At 63.6% G+C, this 20,746-nt stretch carries 21 protein-coding genes; 6 read left to right on the top strand and 15 right to left on the bottom strand.

Going from position 1 to position 20,746, the window contains the following annotated elements:
• Window positions 1-234: 234 nt before the first annotated feature.
• Genes cofD through GN300_RS21505 form a run of 3 tightly spaced genes read left to right on the top strand, consistent with a single transcriptional unit; the run spans window position 235 to window position 3,174 of the window.
• A complete protein-coding gene (gene cofD / locus GN300_RS21515) occupies window positions 235-1,227 on the top strand; it encodes a 2-phospho-L-lactate transferase (RefSeq protein ID WP_003940958.1) in 993 nt (330 codons plus the stop codon).
• Window positions 1,224-2,609 carry a coenzyme F420-0:L-glutamate ligase gene (locus tag GN300_RS21510; protein WP_063316635.1) on the top strand — a complete coding sequence of 462 codons (1,386 nt, stop codon included), beginning with the start codon at window positions 1,224-1,226 and terminating at the stop codon, window positions 2,607-2,609. Before cofD ends, GN300_RS21510 begins: the two co-directional genes overlap by 4 nt.
• 4 nt (window positions 2,610-2,613) lie before the next feature.
• Entirely contained in the window at window positions 2,614-3,174 is a 561-nt protein-coding gene (locus GN300_RS21505) for an NUDIX hydrolase (protein WP_063316636.1), read from the top strand.
• Here GN300_RS21505 and GN300_RS21500 read toward each other — a convergent pair.
• Genes GN300_RS21500 through rfbD form a run of 4 tightly spaced genes read right to left on the bottom strand, consistent with a single transcriptional unit; the run spans window position 3,165 to window position 6,844 of the window.
• Entirely contained in the window at window positions 3,165-3,935 is a 771-nt protein-coding gene (locus tag GN300_RS21500) for an SGNH/GDSL hydrolase family protein (RefSeq protein WP_003940765.1), read from the bottom strand. The two genes, GN300_RS21505 and GN300_RS21500, sit on opposite strands and share 10 nt — an antisense overlap.
• A 32-nt stretch (window positions 3,936-3,967) precedes the next feature.
• Window positions 3,968-5,050: a sugar phosphate nucleotidyltransferase gene (locus GN300_RS21495; protein WP_037125580.1), complete on the bottom strand. Its 1,083-nt coding sequence runs from the start codon at window positions 5,048-5,050 to the stop codon at window positions 3,968-3,970.
• On the bottom strand, window positions 5,047-5,961 hold the full coding sequence (locus GN300_RS21490; protein ID WP_003940999.1) for a glycosyltransferase family 2 protein: 915 nt from the start codon (window positions 5,959-5,961) through the stop codon (window positions 5,047-5,049). The genes GN300_RS21495 and GN300_RS21490 overlap by 4 nt, the downstream gene beginning before the upstream one ends.
• Window positions 5,962-6,004: 43 nt before the next feature.
• The gene (gene rfbD / locus GN300_RS21485) at window positions 6,005-6,844 is read right to left on the bottom strand and encodes a dTDP-4-dehydrorhamnose reductase (RefSeq protein ID WP_063316637.1); all 840 of its coding nucleotides are present in this window, start codon (window positions 6,842-6,844) and stop codon (window positions 6,005-6,007) included.
• 114 nt (window positions 6,845-6,958) lie between these two features.
• Between rfbD and GN300_RS21480 the strand changes: the two genes are divergently transcribed.
• On the top strand, window positions 6,959-8,443 hold the full coding sequence (locus GN300_RS21480; RefSeq protein WP_063316750.1) for an LCP family protein: 1,485 nt from the start codon (window positions 6,959-6,961) through the stop codon (window positions 8,441-8,443).
• Window positions 8,444-8,481: 38 nt separating this feature from the next.
• Window positions 8,482-9,195 (top strand): TIGR03089 family protein, encoded by a 714-nt coding sequence (locus tag GN300_RS21475; RefSeq protein ID WP_063316638.1) that lies wholly within the window; start codon window positions 8,482-8,484, stop codon window positions 9,193-9,195.
• Window positions 9,196-9,198: 3 nt separating this feature from the next.
• Here GN300_RS21475 and GN300_RS21470 read toward each other — a convergent pair whose 3' ends face one another.
• The 7 genes from GN300_RS21470 to GN300_RS21440 form a co-directional block, all read right to left on the bottom strand.
• Window positions 9,199-11,649, bottom strand: a complete 2,451-nt coding sequence (locus GN300_RS21470; protein ID WP_063316639.1) for an ABC transporter permease — start codon at window positions 11,647-11,649, stop codon at window positions 9,199-9,201.
• Window positions 11,646-12,443 carry an ABC transporter ATP-binding protein gene (locus tag GN300_RS21465; RefSeq protein ID WP_042450120.1) on the bottom strand — a complete coding sequence of 266 codons (798 nt, stop codon included), beginning with the start codon at window positions 12,441-12,443 and terminating at the stop codon, window positions 11,646-11,648. The genes GN300_RS21470 and GN300_RS21465 overlap by 4 nt, the downstream gene beginning before the upstream one ends.
• A 134-nt stretch (window positions 12,444-12,577) precedes the next feature.
• Window positions 12,578-13,270: a response regulator transcription factor gene (locus GN300_RS21460; protein WP_003940960.1), complete on the bottom strand. Its 693-nt coding sequence runs from the start codon at window positions 13,268-13,270 to the stop codon at window positions 12,578-12,580.
• Between the two features lie 35 nt (window positions 13,271-13,305).
• Window positions 13,306-14,493, bottom strand: a complete 1,188-nt coding sequence (locus GN300_RS21455; protein ID WP_063316640.1) for a sensor histidine kinase — start codon at window positions 14,491-14,493, stop codon at window positions 13,306-13,308.
• 35 nt (window positions 14,494-14,528) lie between these two features.
• On the bottom strand, window positions 14,529-14,906 hold the full coding sequence (locus GN300_RS21450) for a hypothetical protein (RefSeq protein ID WP_054187635.1): 378 nt from the start codon (window positions 14,904-14,906) through the stop codon (window positions 14,529-14,531).
• Window positions 14,907-14,913: 7 nt separating this feature from the next.
• Window positions 14,914-15,426: a 5-(carboxyamino)imidazole ribonucleotide mutase gene (gene purE, locus GN300_RS21445; protein WP_063316641.1), complete on the bottom strand. Its 513-nt coding sequence runs from the start codon at window positions 15,424-15,426 to the stop codon at window positions 14,914-14,916.
• Window positions 15,410-16,609, bottom strand: coding sequence for a 5-(carboxyamino)imidazole ribonucleotide synthase (locus GN300_RS21440; protein WP_245361607.1), 1,200 nt, complete (start codon window positions 16,607-16,609; stop codon window positions 15,410-15,412). Before GN300_RS21440 ends, purE begins: the two co-directional genes overlap by 17 nt.
• Window positions 16,610-16,800: 191 nt before the next feature.
• On the opposite strand from GN300_RS21440, the gene GN300_RS21435 reads away from it, so the two are divergent.
• The gene (locus GN300_RS21435) at window positions 16,801-17,400 is read left to right on the top strand and encodes a GtrA family protein (RefSeq protein ID WP_063316643.1); all 600 of its coding nucleotides are present in this window, start codon (window positions 16,801-16,803) and stop codon (window positions 17,398-17,400) included.
• Between the two features lie 26 nt (window positions 17,401-17,426).
• Here the strand turns inward: GN300_RS21435 and GN300_RS21430 are convergent, their stop codons facing one another.
• The 4 genes from GN300_RS21430 to GN300_RS21415 form a co-directional block, all read right to left on the bottom strand.
• The gene (locus GN300_RS21430; protein ID WP_007731154.1) at window positions 17,427-18,749 is read right to left on the bottom strand and encodes a HAMP domain-containing sensor histidine kinase; all 1,323 of its coding nucleotides are present in this window, start codon (window positions 18,747-18,749) and stop codon (window positions 17,427-17,429) included.
• Between the two features lie 26 nt (window positions 18,750-18,775).
• Entirely contained in the window at window positions 18,776-19,456 is a 681-nt protein-coding gene (locus tag GN300_RS21425; RefSeq protein ID WP_003940916.1) for a response regulator transcription factor, read from the bottom strand.
• A gap of 37 nt (window positions 19,457-19,493) precedes the next feature.
• Window positions 19,494-20,060, bottom strand: coding sequence for a PH domain-containing protein (locus GN300_RS21420; protein WP_003941034.1), 567 nt, complete (start codon window positions 20,058-20,060; stop codon window positions 19,494-19,496).
• A gap of 74 nt (window positions 20,061-20,134) precedes the next feature.
• Window positions 20,135-20,710: an HdeD family acid-resistance protein gene (locus tag GN300_RS21415; protein WP_007731150.1), complete on the bottom strand. Its 576-nt coding sequence runs from the start codon at window positions 20,708-20,710 to the stop codon at window positions 20,135-20,137.
• Between the last annotated feature and the right edge of the window lie 36 nt (window positions 20,711-20,746).

Genomic DNA, 20,746 nt, shown 5'->3' with positions numbered 1-20,746 from the left:
TTTTCACTCCATCTTCAACCCCACCCCGTCGACCGTTCGAAACTGTGTTCGAAACCGGCCCCGCTGCAAGTGAACTCACAAGTAGCGGTTGGAATGACACATTTGAGATTACACACGTCCAGCGTGTCGCGGTCAAGCTAAACGAGATGAATCCATTAGTATTCCGGCCCTCAATTGACGGGACCTTCTGCCCGCCAGACACGACGACGCGCCGACCGCCTAGGCTCTGTTGTCGTGAACGTGACTGTATTGGTTGGCGGCGTCGGCGGGGCCCGTTTCCTTCAAGGTGTTCAAAACGCGCTCGGAATCGCCGGTGGTGAATCCCTCGAGAAATACGAAGGCCCACATCGCATCACGGCCGTCGTCAACGTCGGGGACGACGTGTGGATGCACGGTCTGCGCATCTGCCCCGATCTGGACACTTGTATGTACACACTCGGCGGCGGCATCGACACCGAACGCGGGTGGGGGCACGCCGGCGAAACCTGGAATGCGAAAGAAGAACTCGCCGCGTACGGCGCGAAGCCGGACTGGTTCGGCCTCGGAGATCGCGATATCGCAACGCATTTGATTCGCAGCCAGATGCTCCGCACGGGATATCCGTTGTCCGCGATCACCGAAGCGTTGTGCAATCGCTGGAATCCCGGTGTCGCACTGCTTCCCGTGAGCGACGACCGCAGCGAAACACACGTCGTGATCACCGATCCGGAAGACGGTGAGCAGAAGGCGATTCATTTCCAGGAGTGGTGGGTACGCCATCGGGCACAGGTGGAAACGCACAGCTTCGCTCACGTCGGCGCCGAGCAGGCCAAGCCTGCGCCAGGGGTAGTCGAGGCGATCGACGGTGCCGACATCGTGCTGATCGCACCGTCCAATCCCGTCGTGAGCGTCGGCGCGATCCTCGCGGTGCCCGGCATTCGCGGTGCCCTGCGAACAACCGCGGCCAAGGTTGTCGGCCTCTCCCCCGTCATCGGCGGAAAACCGTTGCGCGGCATGGCTGACGAGTGCCTCGAGGTGATCGGGGTCGAGACGACTTCGGAGGCGATCGGTCGCCACTACGGAGCTCGTTCGATCAACGGTATTCTCGACGGCTGGCTCGTCGACGAAGGTGACACGGCCGACATCGACGGGGTGGACGTGCGAAGCATCCCACTTTTGATGACGTCCCCCGAAGAGACCGCCAAAATGGTTCGCACGGCTTTCGAGATCGCCGGAGTCGAACTGTGACCGAGCCCGGAACCGAAGCAAGCCGCGACAGAAATCACTCTCCCGGTGATCACTCCCCCGGCGCCGCAATCGAAGTCATTCCCGTGCTCGGGCTTCCCGAGTTCCGGCCCGGGGACGACTTGGCCACCGCTGTCGTCGACGCGACGCCGTGGCTCGAAAGCGGCGACGTCGTTGTCGTCACGAGCAAGGTGTTCTCCAAAGTCGAGGGTCGCGTCGTTTCCTCACCGACCGATCCGGAAGAGCGCGACGCGGCACGACGCCTCCTGGTGGATCAGGAAGCCGTCCGCGTCGTGGCACGCAAGGGCCGCACTCTGATCACCGAGAACAAACTCGGAATCGTGCAGGCCGCATCGGGCATCGACGGCTCCAACGTCGACGGTGCCGAATTGGCGCTACTCCCCGTGGATCCGGATGCGAGCGCTGCGGGTCTGCGCGCCCGAATTCTCGAGAGCACGGGCAAGTCCGTCGCCGTCGTCGTCACCGACACGATGGGTCGTGCGTGGCGCAACGGGCAGACCGACGCCGCAATCGGTTCGTCCGGCATTCCGGTCCTGCACGGCTACCTCGGAGCACAGGACAGTCAGGGCAACGATCTGATCGTCACCGAGATCGCGATCGCGGACGAAATCGCCGCTGCGGGCGACTTGGTCAAGGGCAAGCTGGGCGGCGTTCCCGTCGCCGTCGTTCGTGGGCTTCGGTTCGAGGACGACGGTTCGAGTGGCCAGGATCTGATTCGCCGCGGCCCGGACGATCTGTTCTGGCTGGGCACCGAGGAAGCTACGGCGATGGGCCGTGGCCAGGCGCTGCTGTTGCGTCGATCGGTCCGACAGTTCGCAAGTGATCCCGTCGACGCGGAGATCATTCGCAGCTCGATCGCCGAGGCACTCACCGCTCCCGCACCGCACCACACGAGACCGGTTCGATTCGTGTGGCTACGCACGGAGTCGGTCCGCACGGCTCTCCTCGCGCAGATGCGCGAGAAGTGGGCCGCCGATCTTCGCGCCGACGGTCGCAGTGACGAATCCGTCGAGGCCCGGGTTGCCCGCGGAAACATCCTGTTCGACGCCCCCGAGGTCGTCATTCCCTTCTGCGTGCCCGATGGCGCACACAGTTATCCGGATGCCGGACGAACCGCGGCGGAGTCGACGATGTTCACGGTCGCCGCCGGCGCGGCAGTGCAGGGACTGCTGGTCTCGTTGGCCACCCGCGGCGTGGGAAGCTGCTGGATCGGATCGACGATCTTCGCCGCCGATCTCGTACGCGAACAACTCGATCTCCCGGCGGATTGGCAGCCACTCGGTGCCATCGCAATCGGGCACCCCCTCGAACCACTGACTCCGCGCTCTGTCTCCGCCCCCGGGGACGCGTTGGTGGAGCTGTAGGTCCATGTCAGCCGAATCGCTGCACGCCTCCGCCAAGGGCGTCCTGGAGGGCTGGGAGACGTCCTCCGAAGCGGACGAATCGTTGCGGCACACGATGCTCGCGTTCCTCGATTCGGCTCCGGACGGCTGCCTTCGTCGCCACGCACCGGGACACATCACCGCGTCGTCTCTCGTTCTCGACGAGAGTGGCTGCCACGTCTTGCTGACCCTGCATCCCAAGGTGGGCAGGTGGATTCAGCTCGGCGGCCACTGCGAGCCCGACGACGAGACGGTGGTAGATGCGGCATTGCGGGAAGCTCGCGAGGAGTCCGGAATTCACGACGTTCAGATAGACGCGGACCTACTCTCCGCCCACACGCATCCGATCACGTGCTCACTCGGAGTACCGACTCGACATCTCGATCTACGGTTTCTTGTTGTGGCGCCGGACAATTCACATATCGTCCGCAGCGCAGAGTCCACCGACCTCAGATGGTGGCCGGTGGACGCGCTCCCACCTACAGCGGAACGCGAGACCATCGACCACCTGGTCGCGCTCGCCCGTCAGCGCAAGAATCAGGACTGAATCGGAGAAAGCTGGGGCTGCTTGGCGCTCACGCCGTCGCCCGACGATGTTCCCTTCACGCGCCGAGCTACCCACGGCACCAAGAACTCTCGCGCCCATTGACGATCCTCGCGACGAGTTTCGGCTTTCGTGAGGACCGGCGCAGGCCCGAGATCGGGCGGGGTCAATCCGTGTTCGACGCCGAGCACGTCGAGCACACGCGTCGCCATGTTCTCGTGCCCGGAGGGCGACATGTGGAGGCGATCCCAGTCCCACATCCGAAGGTCCTGATATTCGGAGAATCGCCAGAAGTCGACGAGGGTCGCGTCGTGGCGGTCGGCCACCTCGCGAACAAGCTCGTTGTAGATCGCCAGACGTCCGCGGAGCTTGCCGAAGAAGGCGGACCATCCGGTGTCGTACGCGGTGAACATCAGAACCCGAGCGCCGGATGCAGTGAGCTGACCGATTGCCGAATCGTAGCGGGCGACCATCGCATCGATGTCGAGCTTCGGACGCATCATGTCGTTTCCGCCGGCGTAGATGGTCACCAGATCGGGCTTCAACGCCAGAGCGGGTTCCAACTGCTCGTCGATGATCGGTCCGAGTAGGCGACCACGAATCGCCAGGTTGGCGTAGCGGAAGTCGGGATTGTTCACCGCCAGCTGCTCGGCCACTCGGTCTGCCCACCCGCGCAGACCGTTGGGGAATCGTTCGTCGGCGTCGCCGACGCCCTCGGTGAACGAGTCACCGAGGGCAACGTAACGGCTCGGAAGAGAAGTCATACCCGCCAGTATTCCAGTAGGTCAGCTAACGATCACACATCTGTGCTGAAGCGCACGCCACCGTCCGGCAGCGTCACCCCCGGCCACACGCGTGCGCCGCGCAACAATTCACACCGCGCACCGATGTCCGCACCGTCTCCGATGACAGCGTCGCGGACCAGCGCTCGGGGTCCGATACGGACGCCGAATCCGAGGATCGATCGTTCGACCACCGCCCCGGCTTCCACAACGGCGCCGTCGAAGAGAATTGCACCGTCGAGGCGAGCGCCTGCACCAACTTCTGCGCCTCGACCGACAACCGTGCCGCCGATCAGAACAGCGCCCGGCGCGATTCCGGCTCCGGGGTGAACCAGCGACTCGCCGCGCGGACCTTCGAGAGCCGGCGAAGGTGCGATACCTCGCACCAGGTCGGCGGAACCGCGAACGAAGTCCTCGGGGGTTCCCATGTCACGCCAGTACGACGAGTCGACGTGGCCGAACACCCGCTTGCCCTCGGCCAGCAGATTCGGGAACACCTCGCGCTCGACCGACACCGGTCGTCCTTCGGGGATCTGTTCGATGATCTCGCGCTTGAAGACGTAGCAGCCGGCGTTGATCTGATCCGTCGGCGGATCCTGGGTCTTCTCCAGGAATGCCGAGACTCGTCCGTCCTCGTCGGTCGGAACACAACCGAATGCTCGCGGGTCTCCCACACGAACCAGATGCAGGGTCACGTCGGCGTCCGTCTTCTCGTGGGTCTCGAGAATGCCGTTCAGATCGGTGCCACCGAGCACGTCGCCGTTGAACACCATGACGTTGTCACCGCGCAACTTCGGCAGAACGTTGCGGATTCCGCCACCGGTGCCCAGCGGTTCGGTCTCGAAGACGTAGTCGATCTCGAGGCCCATCTTGGAGCCGTCGCCGAAGTAGTCCTCGAATACCTCTGCCTTGAAGGACGTTCCGAGCACGACGTGCTTGATTCCGGCTGCCTCGATGCGGGCGAGCAGGTGCGTCAGGAACGGCAGGCCGGCGGTCGGAAGCATCGGCTTGGGTGCCGACAGCGTCAGCGGACGCAGCCGAGTGCCTTTGCCGCCTACCAGGATTACGGCGTCGGTCGGATTCGGATCGGACATCATTTTCCCCCGTGGTTCGAAACTGATGGGTTGTCGGTCGAGTTGTCGGTGCGAGCGCGCTCGCGAACTGCAGAAGCTACGGCGATCTTGGATCGCACCGCGAGGCCACCGCGCAAGGCAAGTCGTAGCGGAGCCTGCCACCAGTGCGGATGGCGATCAGCCTGGAACTGGTACGCACTGCGATGATGGGCAGGCAACATCAGTTCCGGATGACGTCCTGCCGCATGGCCTTTGGCATGGGTGACGACGGCCGAGGGGACGAATACGTTGAGCCACCCGGCTTTTCCGAGGCGGTCACCGAAGTCCACGTCCTCCATGTACATGAAGTAACGAGAGTCGAAACCTGAGATGGTGTCGAAGGCGTCGCGTCGCACCAGCAGGCACGACCCGGAAAGCCACCCCACTGCACGCTCGGTGACGGCCTCGTTCTCCTGACGGTAACGAGCAGTCCACGGGTTCTTCGGCCATACGGTACCGAGCAACGCGTGCCCGACGCCCGAGGTGATGTCGGGCACCGTTCGCGCCGACGGATAGACACTGCCGTCCGGTTCGAGGACCTTCGGCCCCAGTGCACCGGCCCTTGGCCACCGATTTGCCGCAGCCACCAATTCGTCGAGTGAACCGGGTGCCCATTGGACGTCCGGGTTGGAAATCACGACGAATTCGATCGACGAATCGATCTCCGCTACAGCCCGATTTATCGCTCCCCCGTACCCGATGTTTCCGCCGGTTCGAAGCAGACGGACATGCTCGTACTTGGCATCGGCGGCCTCGGGGGCACCATCGGTCGACCCATTGTCGGCCATGATGACCTGGGGTTTTTCTGTCGTCGCCACAGCGAGCGTGCTCAAGAAATTCTCGAGATGCTCGCCTGGCGAGTAGGTCACCGTTACCACGGCCAGCTTGGGACTCACGCCGGTCAGCCTAGCCGTCCGCGGCCACTGTCCCGAACAATGCTCACGCCAGAGCGGCGTGCAGAGCCTCTCGCCACGGACGCAGCGGCGTCATTCCCGCGGTAACCCACGCGCGCTCGGACAAGACCGAATATGCCGGGCGCGGGGCAGGGCGTACGAACTCCGCACTACTGCACGGGCGCACCCGAGCAGGGTCTGCTCCGATCTCCTCGAAAACAGCTCGCGCCAACTCGTACCAACTTGCTTGCCCGCCATTGGTCACGTGGAATGTCGACGCACCCGTGAAGTCCAGCAGCGCGAGTTCGACGATGCCGCCGGCCAGATCGACGCTGTACGTGGGTGACCCGATCTGGTCGTCCACGACGTTCACGAATTCGCGTTCGGCTTCGAGCCTTCTCATCGTGGCGACAAAATCCGTGCCGACACCGGAATACACCCACGCGGTGCGGACAACGGCCGCGTCAGCCCCCGACTCTCGAACAGCGATCTCGCCGTCCAGTTTGGTTCGGCCGTAGACCGTCGCGGGACCGGTCGGTGCATCGACGTCGTATGGCGAGCTTGCATCGCCTGGAAAGACGTAGTCTGTCGAAACGTGGATCAACCGCGAACCCGCCCGCGCACAGGCTTGCGCGAGATTCCGCGGTCCGATCTCGTTGACCGCGCTCGCCGCCTCCTGGTCGGTCTCGGCAGCATCGACGGCCGTGTACGCAGCGCAGTTGATCAGCACCGAATCAGGCGAGACGAAGTCGTCAACCGCGCGGCTGTCGGTGATGTCGAGCTCGCGGGAACCGACGGCCGTCACAGTGTGACCCGCCGACGTTGCGAGAGCATCGATACGTGTTCCGAGCTGCCCTCGGGCGCCGGTGAGCAGGATATTCGTCACACGGTTGAGTCTGGCACGCCGCGTCGAGGTACCCGCGGCCGAGCATCGGACCAGTAACCTGAAGGGGTGTCCCACCAGCAACCGCAGCGCCGCGCGCGTCCACGACCTGCGCCGATTCGGACCAAGACGAGCCCGGCTCGCATAGCGGTCGCGGTGCTGTCCGTGCTCGTACTGCTGGTCACCGGGTTCGCATGGCGGGGTGTGGACTCGTTGAGAAACAGCCTTGCCACTGCCAGCGGACTCGGCCTCGGTGGCGGCAAGGACGGAGCAATCGACATTCTGATGGTGGGAACGGACAGTCGAACCGACGCGCACGGCAACCCGCTCTCACAAAGCGAGCTCGACTCGTTGCGCGCAGGTGAGGAAGTTGCGTCCAATACCGACACCATCATCTTGATCCGCGTCCCCAACGACGGGAGTTCCGCGACCGCGATCTCGATTCCCCGCGACGCGTACGTCAACGTCCCGGGTATCGGTATGTCGAAGATCAACGCCGCGTTCGGTGCCACCAAGGAAACCGAGCGGCTGAAGTTGGTCAACAACGGGTCGTCCGACAGCGACGCAGACAAGAAGTCGACGGAAGCCGGCCGGACCGCGCTCATCGGAGCGGTGGCGAATCTGACCGGCATCACCGTCGATCACTACGCCGAAGTCGGACTACTCGGATTCGTCCTGCTGACCAACGCAGTGGGCGGAGTCGACGTGTGCCTCAACGCGCCGGTAGACGAACCGATGTCCGGAGCCAATTTCGCGGCCGGGAAACAGACACTCGACGGCGCCGACGCGCTGAGCTTCGTGCGACAACGACACGACCTTCCTCGCGGCGACCTGGACCGGATCGTTCGCCAGCAGGTGTTCATGGCTTCTCTCGTCAGCAAGGTACTCAGCGCAAAAACCCTCAGTGACCCCGGCAAGCTCAGTCAGCTGACCTCGGCTGTCCAGCGTTCCGTCGTGATCGACGACGACTGGGACATCATCGAGTTCGCCAAGCAGTTGCAGAATCTGGCCGGCGGCAAGGTGCAATTCGAGACAATTCCCGTTCTCGACATCAACGGCATGACCGATTACGGCGAGTCCATCGTCAAGGTCGATCCCAAGGCCGTCAAGAAGTACATCGCGGGATTGGTCGGCGCCGACAGCGAGGACTCGGAGGAGACCTCCGAAGCACCGACCACGGTGAATGCGTCCTCGATCACGGTCGACGTCGCAAACGCCAGTGACATCGCAGGGTTGGCCAGCGGTGTTTCCGAAGCGTTGAGTGCCCTCGGGTACAAGCAGGGTCAGGTCGGCAACAACACCGGCTCCGACGTCACCGAATCGACGGTGTTCGCAAAGTCCGCGGACGACGACGCTGCACTCGCGGTCGCCGAGGCACTCGGCGGTCTGACGGTCAAGGAGGATTCGTCATTGTCCTCGGGCAAGGTTCGGGTTGTCATTGCCGAGGACTACAGCGGCCCGCAGTCCGCGGACGCGGTATCCCCGTCCGAAGGAGCGACAAGCACGACTGAATCGTCGAGCACCACCGAGACCAGCCCCACTCCCGCCCCTCCCGGTCCGCCGATCGACGCGGCCTCCAACGGCCCGCGCTGTGTCAACTGAAAAATTGTGTGAACTGAGCGGCTGCGTAAGCTGACGACGTGCCTTCGCCTGTAGACAACCTGACCGACGCCCTCCTCGGACCGATCCTGGCTGCCGACCCGGCCGGCCCTCGCGTGACCTACTACGACGACGCCACCGGCGAGCGCATCGAATTGTCTGCGAGCACTCTGGCCAACTGGGCGGCAAAGACAGCGAACATGGTTCGCGACGAGTTCGCTCTCGAGCCCGGCGGCAAAGTTGCCGTGCTGCTTCCCGCGCACTGGCAGAGCGTCGCCGTCTTGCTGGGTGTGTGGTGGGCAGGCGGTGAGGTGGTCCTCTCCCCCGACGCCGACGCCGAACTGGCTTTTGTCACTGCCGACCGACTGGACGATGTTGCGGACGTACCGGAGGTAGCCGCACTCTCCCTCGACGCGTTCGGCAAAGGTTTGAGCGATCTTCCGCTCGGCGTCGCCGACTACGCAACCTCCATCCGTGTGCACGGCGACCAGTTCCGTAGCGCCGGAACCGGTTCGGCGCTCGAAGGCCGGTCCGTAGCGGACACGATCGACGCGGCACGGGCATCGGCGAAGAACGTCGAATTGGTGTCGACGGATCGTGTCCTCTCCAGTCGCACGTGGGACACGGCAGACGAATTGATCGACGGGCTTCTGGCAGTTCTCGCCGCGGGCGCCTCACTCGTGCAGGTGGCCCACCCGGACGCGGAAGCTACCGCGCGCCGAGTGGGCACCGAGAAGGTCACGAAACAGTTCTGAACGCTAGCTCGCGAGAGCTGTCACCGGTGACACCAGCCCCGCCCGCCTAGCGGGGAGCAGTGACGCGATCACACCGCAGATTCCGCCGATCAACACGATGGCTACCAACTGCACCCACGGCACTGCGCTGAGGGCGACGTCCTCGATCCCGAAAACCGATGCGGTACCGGCTACACCGAACACCATCCCGAACAGCACTCCGATCACCGATGCGACTCCTGCCACCAGCAGTGCTTCCCAGATCAACATGGCTCGAATTCCCTTCTTGGTCAGTCCGAGTGCGCGAAGCAGTCCGGATTCGCGGCGCCGTTCGAGAACGGACAGTGCCATGGTGTTTCCGACGCCGATCAAAGCGATCAACACCGCTACCGACAGCAATCCGGCAACCACCATGAGCATGGTGTCGAGGATCGAATCGAGAGCTGAACGCATCTCGGTCATGCCCTGAACATCGCTGCCCGGCGCTTCCTGGCGTGCCAGTTCCGTGATGCGGTCGGTGGCGGCCAAAGCCTGTTCGTCAGTATCCGTCCCCAGCCTTACCCAGTACGAATCGGTGGTCGGCGCGGTGGCCGCTGCACCGAGATCGCCTCGATCCAGTAGTGCTGGTTGACCTTTCACGCCCTCGACCACGCTGACGTTCACGACGCCGCGATCCCCACGCACCGTCGCCGTATCGCCCGCCGAGAGCTTGTATTCGGTCAGGTCAGCGGGCGAGAGCACCAACTGACCGGCCGCGGGTACCGAGATCTCGGTACGCAGAACATCTTTCACCCGAGCAGCGTCGACGCCGAATCCGGCCAACGAACCGCGCCCGTCGATCGTCAGTTCGGCCTTGTCCAGACCGCTCACCGCGCCGACACCGTTGACCGCGGCGATGTCTGTGCCCAACCCTGCGGGAAGCGGTGCCGAACCTGAACTGCTCACCATGACGTCGACGGGGAATTGACTGTCCATCGCCGCGGGTGCGGCTTCCTTGACCGTCGCGATTCCCACGACGAGCGTGCTCGTCAAGGCCACACCGATCAACAATGCGGTGGCTGTCGCCGAGGTGCGGCGTGGGTTCCTACCGGCGTTGCCTGCTGCCAGGCTTCCCACCGGACCGATCAGTCTCGCCAACACTCCGCCGGCCGCATTGATCAGTGCAGGCACGATTCGACCGGACAGCGCCGCGATCCCCAGGAACGAGAACAGTCCACCGGCGGTTGCGGCCGGCACCTGCTGATTCGTCACTCCCAGGACGGTCATCGCGATGCCCGCGAGCAGGGTCACGACGCCGAGAACCCGGCGCACCACCGATACCTGAACGCTCTCAGGCTTGGACTCCATCGGCTGCAGTGCTGCCAGCGGGGAGAGCCTCGTTGCCGCCCGCCCGGGCGCAGATGCAGCGAGCATCGTCATCACGATGCCGACGGCAAGACCGACGAGCACGGTCACCGGGGTGACGCTCAGTGACGAAAGAGGAACCGGCACATCTGCGGCCGTTGCTACGCGACCGATTGCCCAGGCAAGTCCGACACCGAGTCCGACGCCGATCACCGAGGCGATCACGCCGACCGCCGCGGCTTCACTGCGAATGCTCCGGCGAACCTGTTTGGCCGTGGCGCCGACGCATCGCAGCAACGCAAGTTCCTGAGTGCGCGCCGCGAGCAGCACGGCAAATGTATTGGCGATCACCAGCGCGGCAACAACAACGGCGATGGCGCCGAAGGCGAGCAACACCGTGCTGAGGATCTTGGTGCCGCCCATGTATTCGGCTGCGGCGTTGTCTGTGGCTTCTTCGCCGGTCAGCACGGTGGAGTCCGCGGGCAACGCGCTCGCGATCGAATCCACGAGTTGTTGCTGAGAGCGTGAACCGTCACCGGCGACACGGAACTCACGTTCGGCACTGTCACCGGCCCACGCGCTCACCTGCTCGGCGGTGGTGAATATCTTGATCCCGCCCAGTCGTTGCGCCGAACCGGAGAGGTCGACCAGTCCGACTACCTCCGCGGTGGGTGCGGCGGCACCGACCGTCGAATCCCGTGCCGTGACTGTGATTCGGGCACCGATCGGTATCCCGGAGTCCGCGCTCACCAACACCTGCCCCAGACCGGCCGGAATCGATCCCTCCGACACCTTCTCCCAACGCAATTCGGGATTGTCGGCAATCGAGAGCGCATCCCCGTAGGACGCGCCCTTTGCCTCGGAGTCGACACGAACATAGGTCGACACGTCGTCGGCCACCGCCGAGACGCCCGGCACCGCGCTCAGCAGTGCTTCTGTCACGCCTGGACCGGACGCGACGACATCTGCGGTTTCGTATTGCGTCGCAAGTGATTTGCTCACACTCGCGTCGACCGTCGAGCTCAAGGTCAAAGTCGCGACGATGTATCCGACGGCGATCACCACCGCGAGTATCGACGCCACATAGCGCCCGGCATGTGCCCGCGCCTGCGCAAAGGCCAGACCTCTCATCGCAGTGCACCCGAAACTGCAGGAACATCGGCCAGGTCGTCGGCACCGAGAGCTCGCATGGCACCGATCACCGAGTCGACGGTGGGATGGTCGATCTCTCCGGCAATACGCCCGTCCGCGATCAACACGACTCGATCCGCGTACGACGCCGCCACCGGATCGTGTGTCACCATCACGACCGTCTGACCGGTCTCCCGGACACTGGTGCGCAAGAGTCCCAGAACCTCTGTCCCGGAACGGGAATCCAGGTTGCCGGTAGGCTCGTCGGCAAAGATCACGTCGGGCTGGGGCAGTAATGCACGGGCGACAGCTACACGTTGCTGCTGACCGCCGGACAACTCGTGCGGCAGGTGGTCGAGGCGCTGCGACAGGCCCAGCTTTCCGATCACCTCGTCCATCCACTCGGGCGAGGGTTCACTACCTGCCAGCTTCATCGGCAGCAGCATGTTCTCCCGAGCAGTGAGCACCGGTAGCAGGTTGAACGCTTGGAAGACGAATCCGATCCGCTCGCGTCGCAGTTCGGTGAGCTCCGTGTCGCCGAGTTTCGTGACTTCGGTGTCGCCCAGGAAAACCTGCCCACCCGAGACCGTGTCGAGTCCGGCCAGGCAGTGCATGAGCGTCGACTTTCCGGAGCCGGACGGGCCCATGATCGCGGTGAACCGCTCGCGACCGAAGTCCACGTCGACTCCGCCGAGCGCGTGAACCGTGGTCTCACCGGTGCCGTACACCTTGGTGACACCGCGGGCAGTGATCGCCGGCACTGCGGCTGGTTCCGTCGTGGTGTGCGCATGCATTTTTTGCCCTCCGTAAAGCTTCTCGCTATGACGGAATCGACGGTATTGCAGCGCAAGTGGTCTCCGCGTCGGAGTGCGGGGCGATCTTGGACAGCCCGGTGTCATCCCGGGGTAGGACTGGACAGGGCGGCGTGTCAGCCCTCGGTGCCGAGGAGATCTGCGCGCCGGACAAGTCCGATCTGGAAGGCGAAGACGACTGCCTGTACACGATCACGAGAATGAGTCTTCGAAAGAACCCGTCCGACATGGGTTTTCACTGTCGTCTCGGAGACGTGGAATTTCGCAGCGATCTCCGAATTCGACAGCCCGTACGCCATGGCTTCGAGCACCTCGACCTCGCGCGGCGTCAACTCTTCGGGCAACTGCGCTTCGGGCGCCGAGCCTTCCAGGAGTGGCCCGACGTGCTGAAGCAGTCGCCGAGTGGCCCGGGCTTCGATCACCGCGTCCCCGCGGTGCACGGTGCGGATGGCGTCGAGCAACTGCTCCGGTGGCACGTCCTTGAGCAGGAAACCACTGGCGCCCGCCCGGATAGCCGACATCACGTACTCGTCGTTGTCGAAGGTGGTGAGCACCACGACCTTCGGCGCATCGGGGTCGGCCAGGAGCCGACGAGTCGCCTCGATGCCGTCCATCTTCGGCATCTGGACATCCATCAGAACGACGTCGACATGACGGGCGGCCAACTCGGTCAACGCCTGCTGACCGTCCGAAGCCTCGACAACCACCGACAGATCCGGCTGTGAGTCGATGACCATTCGAAAGCCTGCGCGGACCAGCTGCTGATCGTCGATCAGTGCCACTGCGATCGGAGCCACGTGTTCGTCCATGCCACTCACCTTAAGACCTTCAGACGTTTCAAGACCTACCCAGACGTTCGTTCATATGGCAGGACGGCCCGGACACTGTATCCGCCGCCTGATTTCGGCCCGGCGGTTACTTTGCCTCCGTGCAGCTTGGCTCGCTCGGCCATTCCGATCAGTCCCTGTCCGCCTGGTGACGATTCGACCAGCGCGGCGCTGCCGCCTCGTCCGTCGTCGGTGATACCGAGAACGAGTTCGGTTTCAGCCCACGTCATCTCGACGCTCGCCTGTGCTCCAGGCCCTGCATGTTTGAGAACGTTCGTCAGCGATTCCTGCACGATGCGATACGCCGTCAACCCCGCACCCGCAGAGAGTTCGCGTGGTTCCCCGGTCACACTGACGGCGATGTCGAGTCCGCTGCTGCGTAACTCGTGGAAGAGACTGTCGATGTCGCCGGCGCCCGGGATCACCGAGAAATCACGGGGCGTGTCCTCACGCAGGACGGACAGCAGCGATCGCATGTCGGTCAACGCTTGGCGGCCGGTGGAGGCAATTGTTTCGAGTGCCTGAATTGCAGCCTGAGGATCCTTGGCCGCGCTGTAGCGTCCACCGTCGGCCTGAGCGATGACAACGGTCAACGAATGCGCGACGATGTCGTGCATCTCGCGCGCAATCCTCGAGCGTTCGCTGATCGTCGCGATTTCCGCTTCCTGCGCACGCTCGAGTTCGAGCAACCGTGCGCGCTCGGTCAGACCTTCCAATTGTTTGGTACGAACTCGACGCAAATCACCGAACGCCCAGACCGCGAGCATGAAGATCATGACGGCCACGGACTGCATGACCTGCGAGGACATCGGGATTCCGTCGTAGCCGAAGTATCGAACAGTCCCGGCAATCGAGCCGAGCAACGCGAGCACCAGCCCGGTGAGCGAACTCCACCGAGCGCCGTAGGCGGCCAGCGCGTACAGGGAGATGGGTACGACAACGGCCGATGCGAGCAGTGTGTTGCCGATGAAGATCACGTGTAGAACTGCGAACCCTGCGATCACCATGCCGGAGAGTTCGGGGCGCGAGCGTCGCCACGCCAACGGAACGGTCATACCCAGCGAGATGAACACCGCCAGCGGACTCGCCTCGACCGCCACGACAACGCTGAACAGTGCGGCAACCGTCGCAATGCAGATGTCCACACCGCGAGCATGTTCCGCGCTCCAGCGGACGAAGCGTTCACTAGTCGGAAAACGAGCCATGCCGCCAAGGGTAGCTTTTACTGACGAGCTTTCACTCAGGTGCGGTAACCGCCGTCTTCGAGACCGGCCTCGATTTCGAAGCGGTTGCGCGGCCCGCGATGACGCAGTTCCTCACGCAGGTACAACAAGCCGAATATGATTCCGTACCTGGCCCATTGGTCTGCATGAACGGCCTCGTGACGAAGGACGGATCGAGTCGTGTTCCGCCGCGTGAGATACACACCACCGAGAGTTGTTCCGCCTCTGGCGAACCCGCAGCGCAGTCCGGAGGCGACAAAGATTCCGGACTCGTCGTCGAAGCGGATGTCCGCGCCGAGAATCCTGGCGTACAGCAGGGCGACGCGGGTGACGAACGCGGACTGCGCGCTGCCCCGACTCGCTCGGATCAGCGGCAGCCCGCGTCGTGCACACACGAGAGGTTCAGCCCAGCAGTTTTTCGCGGAGCGCCTTGTCCTTGTCGAGCACCATCGACTCGAGGCTCTCCTGGAACGCCACCATCCGCTGCTGCAGTGTGGGATCCGAAGCACCGAGAATCCGAGCAGCCAGCAGACCGGCGTTGCGAGCGCCACCGATCGACACTGTCGCCACCGGGACGCCGGCCGGCATCTGGACGATCGAAAGCAGCGAATCCATACCGTCGAGGTACTTGAGCGGCACCGGAACACCGATGACGGGCAACGGCGTGGCCGAGGCAACCATGCCCGGAAGATGCGCGGCGCCACCGGCACCGGCGATGATGACCTTGATTCCGCGGCCGGAAGCTTCCTTGGCGTAGTCGAGCATCCGCTGAGGCGTGCGGTGCGCCGAGACGACACCGACCTCGAAGCGGATACCGAACTCGGCCAAAGCTTCGGCTGCAGCTTCCATGGTCGGCCAATCCGAATCGCTGCCCATGATCAGGCCGACCTGCGCGCTCTCACTCACCGTGTACATCCCATCCGTCGGTCCAAACTGCGTACGAAAGCCAATGTGCTGCGCGCTCGGCGCGTTCCCGAACTGCGGCAACGTAATTCGGATCGTCGATGGATCCGGCGCCGCCCACGATGTTGACGTGTCCGATCTTGCGATCCTTGCGCTCACCCTTGCCGTACAGGTGGATCTTCGCGTCAGGCATCCGCGCGAACAGGTGATGGACGCGCTCGTCCATCGTCATCTCGGGAGCTTCCGGCGCACCGAGAACGTTTGCCATCACCGTGACCGGTGCGATCGGCGAGGTGTCGCCGAGCGGGTAGTCGAGAACTGCACGCAGATGCTGTTCGAACTGAGAGGTGCGTGCGCCGTCCATCGTCCAGTGACCGGAGTTGTGCGGGCGCATGGCCAGCTCGTTGACCACGAGAGTGCCGTCAGTCGTCTCGAAGAGTTCGACGGCCATCGAGCCGACAACACCGAGCTCGGACGCGATGCGCAACGCCAATTGTTCGGCTTCCTCGGCAACGGCACTCGAAAGGGCGGGAGCAGGTGCGATCACGACGGCGCACTGGCCGTTGCGCTGAACGGTCTCTACGACCGGCCACGTAGCGCCCTGGCCGAACGGCGACCGCGCGACCATGGCGGACAGTTCCCGACGCATCGAGACCATTTCCTCGACGATCAGCGGAACACCCTTGTCCAGCTGCTCGGTGACAATGGCTTCTGCTTCGTCCTGATCGTCGGTGATCCAGACTCCGCGGCCGTCGTAGCCTCCGCGTGTTGCCTTGATGACAAGCGGCCAACCGTGTTGGGCACCGAAACGCACGACGTCTTCTGCCCACGTCACTTCGGCGTACGCAGGTACGGGTGCGCCCAGTTCGGCAAGTTTGCGACGCATGAGCAGTTTGTCCTGAGCGAAGATCAGAGCCTGCGGCGGCGGCTGAACGTTCACGCCTTCGGCAACAAGAACCTCGAGGTGCTCGGTCGGCACGTGCTCGTGGTCGAAGGTCAGTGCATTGGAACCGACCGCTGCACGGCGGAGAGCATCGAGGTCGGTGTGGCTGCCGAGCACGACGTCGGGGCTGACCTGAGCTGCCGGCTCGTCCGAAGTCCCGGAGAGCACTCGGAGCGTCTGGCCCAGGGCCACCGCCGCCTGGTGAGTCATCCTGGCCAACTGTCCGCCACCGATCATGGTGACGACGGGCATGGATGCTTTTGCCTGTCGAGGGGTGGTCGGGCGGGCGGGGATCTGCGCGGGATCGTTGTTGCCGGTCACGGCTCTCTATGTTGTCATGTGCCGCGTTCGCCCGTTCATTCAGCGTTCCCAATCTGTGATTCTGCTGATGAATCCGCGGCAAATTGGTGGTAACGCGGTTTCGTTTCGTAAACTCGTCTGTTGTGCCATTTGTCGACGGGGTCATTGCCCGCATACCCCAACCGTTTCGTGACATCGCTCTGCGTCACAGCGAGCTGATCAAATTCGCGATCGTCGGCGGAACGACCTTCCTCATCGACTCGGGCATCTTCTACACACTCAAGCTGTCGATCCTCGAATCCAAGCCGATCACGGCCAAGATCATCGCCGGCGTCGTCGCGGTGATCGCGTCGTACATTCTCAACCGCGAGTGGTCGTTCAAGAACCGTGGTGGCCGTGAACCAGCGCACGAAGCTGCGCTGTTCTTCATCATCAGCGCCATCGGTGTCGTCATCAGCTTCATCCCGCTGTACATCTCCAGTTACGTCTTCAACCTGCGCGTACCCGAAGTCAGCCTGGCGACGGAGAACATCGCCGACTTCATCAGTGCATATGTCATCGGCAACCTGCTGCAGATGGCGTTCCGATTCTGGGCCTTCCGCAAGTTCGTGTTTCCCGACGAGAATCCGGAACCGCTCGAGCTGTCCGACACCACAGGATTGTCCGAAACCACAGCGTTATCCGGAACCACAGCGCCTGAGCCGGTAATTCCTGACGCCGAAGAGGAGCTCGGGCACTCCTGAGTTTTCCGTCTGCGCCGACCTTTCGGTCAGCGCGGTTCGCGGTGCGGAACGACGTCCGCGGTCGGCGCCGTGTTGGCCACCGGCAGGAAGACGGCGAACAAGGCAGGCTTACGCCTCTGCAGTTCCAGGCGGCCCCCGTCGGCTTCGATCAGTGCACGTGCGAGCGCCAACCCGACGCCGGTGGACCCCGCCCCCGAAAATCCTCTGTCGAAGATGTGCGGCGCCAGATCGTTCTCCACACCGGAGCCTTCGTCGGTGACCTCGACGCACACCATCGAGTCACGGCGAGACGAACTGCGACCCGTACCGTCGATCAAACGCACCGACACCGTGCACGTGCCTTCACCGTGTTCGAACGAATTGTCGACCAGAACGGAAACAGCTTCACGCAGACGCGAACCTGTGGTCGCAGCCATCACCGTGCGATCGCCGCGTAGTCGCAGCCTGCGTCCCTCTCCGTCGAACTGAGCCTGCCAGTCGCGAGTCACCTGTTCCAGCTCGCCGACTACCGACACCAGACTCGCCGATGACCCACTGGTGCGCGACGAGCGAATCAGGTCGTCAATTCCGTCGGTGAGCCTGTCCACTTGCGCCATGGCTTCCTCGGCCTCGTTCACGACGTCAGGATCTTCGTGAACGGACAACTCGTCCAGGCGCAGCCGCACTGCAGTCAGTCGACTGCGCAGTTGATGCGAGACGTCCGCAACCAGCGCGCGCTCTCGTTGCAGCCGCACCGAAATCTCCACGGTTGCCGCATCGAGGACGTCGGACACGCGGTCGAGTTCGGGGATGTCGTGCCGACGAGGATCCGGCCGGAAGTCGCCTTCGGCGAGGCGCGCCGCCCGGTCGGCCACATCCTGCAGCGGATCGGCCAGCCGACGCGCAGTGACCACAGCAACCACGGTGCCTGCCGTGATGGACAGAAGCACGAGCACGCCGACAGCCATCACCGCCTGCTTCTGCTGGGTGCGCAGGTTCTCCGACGGCACCTCGAGACGCAACGAGCCGGACGTTCCCATCGCGAGCGATTCGACGAGTGCGTTCTTGACCGTCGCCTCACCGACGTCGACGCGTGCGGCGCCGTCGACGACGGTCGGATACACGACGACGAGGCGCCCGTCGTTCGGGGTGAGAACCTTGAGCGAATCGGTGTTCAACGCACCTTCGACGAGTCCGTTCGTCCCCTCTTGCGCGATGACCTCAGCGGCCATCCGGTCGAGGCGCACCCGGAGATCACTTCGCGTCACGTCCTCCACCCAGAGCCACGCCGTGTAGATCAGCGGAACCCCCAGCAGCAACGCCGTCATGATCACGACAGCGAGAATCGACTGCAATATGCGACGCCGCATGCCGGCAGTTCCTGATTCTCGAGAAGTTAGTCGGTGTTGATTCGGAAACCGACACCGCGGACGGTGGCAATCCTGCGTTCCACGGCGGGGCCCTCGTCGCCGATCTTGCGGCGCAGCCACGACATGTGCATGTCGAGCGTCTTCGATCCACGAAGCTCGACGTCGCCCCACACCTCACGAAGGATCGTATCGCGCGAGACCACTTCCCCGGCGTGCTCGAGGAGGACCCGCAGAAGCTCGTATTCCTTGTTGGCCAAGGCGATTTCGGAGCCGTTGACGAGTACGCGTCGTGCCGCGGGCTCGAGCCTGATGCCACCGACCTCGACGATCGTGTCCTCGCGGCCACCGTGGCGACGCAGGAGTGCTCGCACACGTGCCATCAACTCGGCGAGACGAAACGGCTTGCTGACGTAGTCGTCGGCGCCCGCGTCCAACCCGACCACGAAGTCGACTTCGTCGGTCCTGGCGGTCAACATCAGCACGGCGAGCGAGGTGCGATGCGCACGAATCTGTCGGCAGACCTCGAGGCCGTCCATGCCCGGAAGGCCGAGATCGAGAATCAACAGGTCGAAATCACCTTCGAGCGCCTGCTGCAACGCAGCGGGTCCGGTCGGTTCGACCGTCACCGAATACCCTTCACGCCCCAAGGCGCGGGAAAGGGGTGCAGCAATGGCCTCGTCGTCTTCGGCTAGCAATACGGCAGTCACACGAACAGACTACGGACAACACGCCTTTGCACGTTGATTACCAGCCATTTCGATCATTCGGGTCGTCGTTTTCACCTGACGGCCACTGCGGTGCCTGCGATGGTGGCTGCTGCATGGAATCGAAAACCTGGTGATACAGCAGGGCGTGAACGTGCTCGACGTCAGGAATGTCGTCGAACTCGAGCGGATCGTCACTGGCAGATGCGATGACCAGAGTTCCGGTCTTGAGCATTCGATCGATCAGGCCGTGACGGAACTGAACATTGCTGATCCGTCCCATGGGAATGTCGATACCCGTGTGCGTGAGCACTCCGTGGCGGATGAGCACTCGCCGATCGGTGACGATGAAATGCGTGAACTTCCAAACCGTGAAGGGCGCAACCGACCGCCAGGCCACGACACCGAGCCAGATGATTCCGACGGCAATGGACGACACGGTGCGAGCCGTGCCGTCCAATCTCGTCTGTGCGAGGCCCAACAAGAACCCGGCGACGGCCGTCGCAAGCACGAACGTCAGCGCCGGAAGCACCAACATCTTCCAATGAGGATGGCGATGCAGTATCAGTTCCTCGTCCTGAGCGAGGGCGTCTTCGGGATATCCCATGACGGGAAGTCTGCCACCCCGCACCGACTTTCAGGCATACCGACTTTCAGGCACACCCGCCTTCAGGGCAACGCTCAGGGCTGCGCGAGCTTTCGCAGCACCAACGGGGTCACGACGATGATGATGCCGTACAGCACCATCCACACGCCGACCACGATGCGGAAGACGTCGAGTGAAAGTTCGGGCTGCAGAAGGACGATTGCACCCGCGACGATGCTGATGACTCCGAGCACGATCGATAGACCGCGATCAACGGTGTGCCCGGACGCCGCGTCGACCAGATCGAGAACGCCACGGAATACCCACCAGGCACCGATCACCAATGCGATCAGAACCACCGTCTGCAGAGGGCTACGGAGAACCAGGAATCCGAGGAGCACTGCCAACGCGCCGGAGATCGCGACGAGCGTGCGAGTTCCACCCGAAGCCGTCACGTCCGCGAACGAACGGATGATCTGGACGATTCCGAATCCGAACAGCTGGATCGCAATGACAACCGCGACCACGAACAGGGTGGCATCCGGCCACGCGAGTACCGCGATACCCAGGCCCAATGTGAGGACACCGAGCAGCACCGTCACGCCGGTGAGTACGCGGCGAGCGCTCTCGGCCGTCTCGGCTTCGGTCGGAACAACGATCGGTGTGGTCATGACGCCCCTAGGCAGCTCGGTAAATCCCGCAGTTGA

The sequence above is a fragment of the Rhodococcus sp. Ni2 genome (assembly GCF_021352185.1).
Lineage (GTDB): Bacteria > Actinomycetota > Actinomycetes > Mycobacteriales > Mycobacteriaceae > Rhodococcus_F > Rhodococcus_F qingshengii.
This window is presented reverse-complemented; position numbering and strand designations above follow the sequence as displayed.

Bases quoted from the DNA above. Each gene is read 5' to 3' on its own strand.
- GN300_RS21505 (WP_063316636.1), top strand. From the start codon at position 2,614: ATGTCAGCCGAATCGCTGCACGCCTCCGCCAAGGGCGTCCTGGAGGGC.
- GN300_RS21500 (WP_003940765.1), bottom strand. From the start codon at position 3,935: ATGACTTCTCTTCCGAGCCGTTACGTTGCCCTCGGTGACTCGTTCACC.
- GN300_RS21495 (WP_037125580.1), bottom strand. From the start codon at position 5,050: ATGATGTCCGATCCGAATCCGACCGACGCCGTAATCCTGGTAGGCGGC.
- GN300_RS21470 (WP_063316639.1), bottom strand. From the start codon at position 11,649: ATGAGAGGTCTGGCCTTTGCGCAGGCGCGGGCACATGCCGGGCGCTAT.
- GN300_RS21465 (WP_042450120.1), bottom strand. From the start codon at position 12,443: ATGCATGCGCACACCACGACGGAACCAGCCGCAGTGCCGGCGATCACT.
- GN300_RS21460 (WP_003940960.1), bottom strand. From the start codon at position 13,270: ATGGACGAACACGTGGCTCCGATCGCAGTGGCACTGATCGACGATCAG.
- GN300_RS21455 (WP_063316640.1), bottom strand. From the start codon at position 14,493: ATGGCTCGTTTTCCGACTAGTGAACGCTTCGTCCGCTGGAGCGCGGAA.
- purE (WP_063316641.1), bottom strand. From the start codon at position 15,426: ATGTACACGGTGAGTGAGAGCGCGCAGGTCGGCCTGATCATGGGCAGC.
- GN300_RS21440 (WP_245361607.1), bottom strand. From the start codon at position 16,609: ATGCCCGTCGTCACCATGATCGGTGGCGGACAGTTGGCCAGGATGACT.
- GN300_RS21430 (WP_007731154.1), bottom strand. From the start codon at position 18,749: ATGCGGCGTCGCATATTGCAGTCGATTCTCGCTGTCGTGATCATGACG.
- GN300_RS21420 (WP_003941034.1), bottom strand. From the start codon at position 20,060: ATGGGATATCCCGAAGACGCCCTCGCTCAGGACGAGGAACTGATACTG.
- GN300_RS21415 (WP_007731150.1), bottom strand. From the start codon at position 20,710: ATGACCACACCGATCGTTGTTCCGACCGAAGCCGAGACGGCCGAGAGC.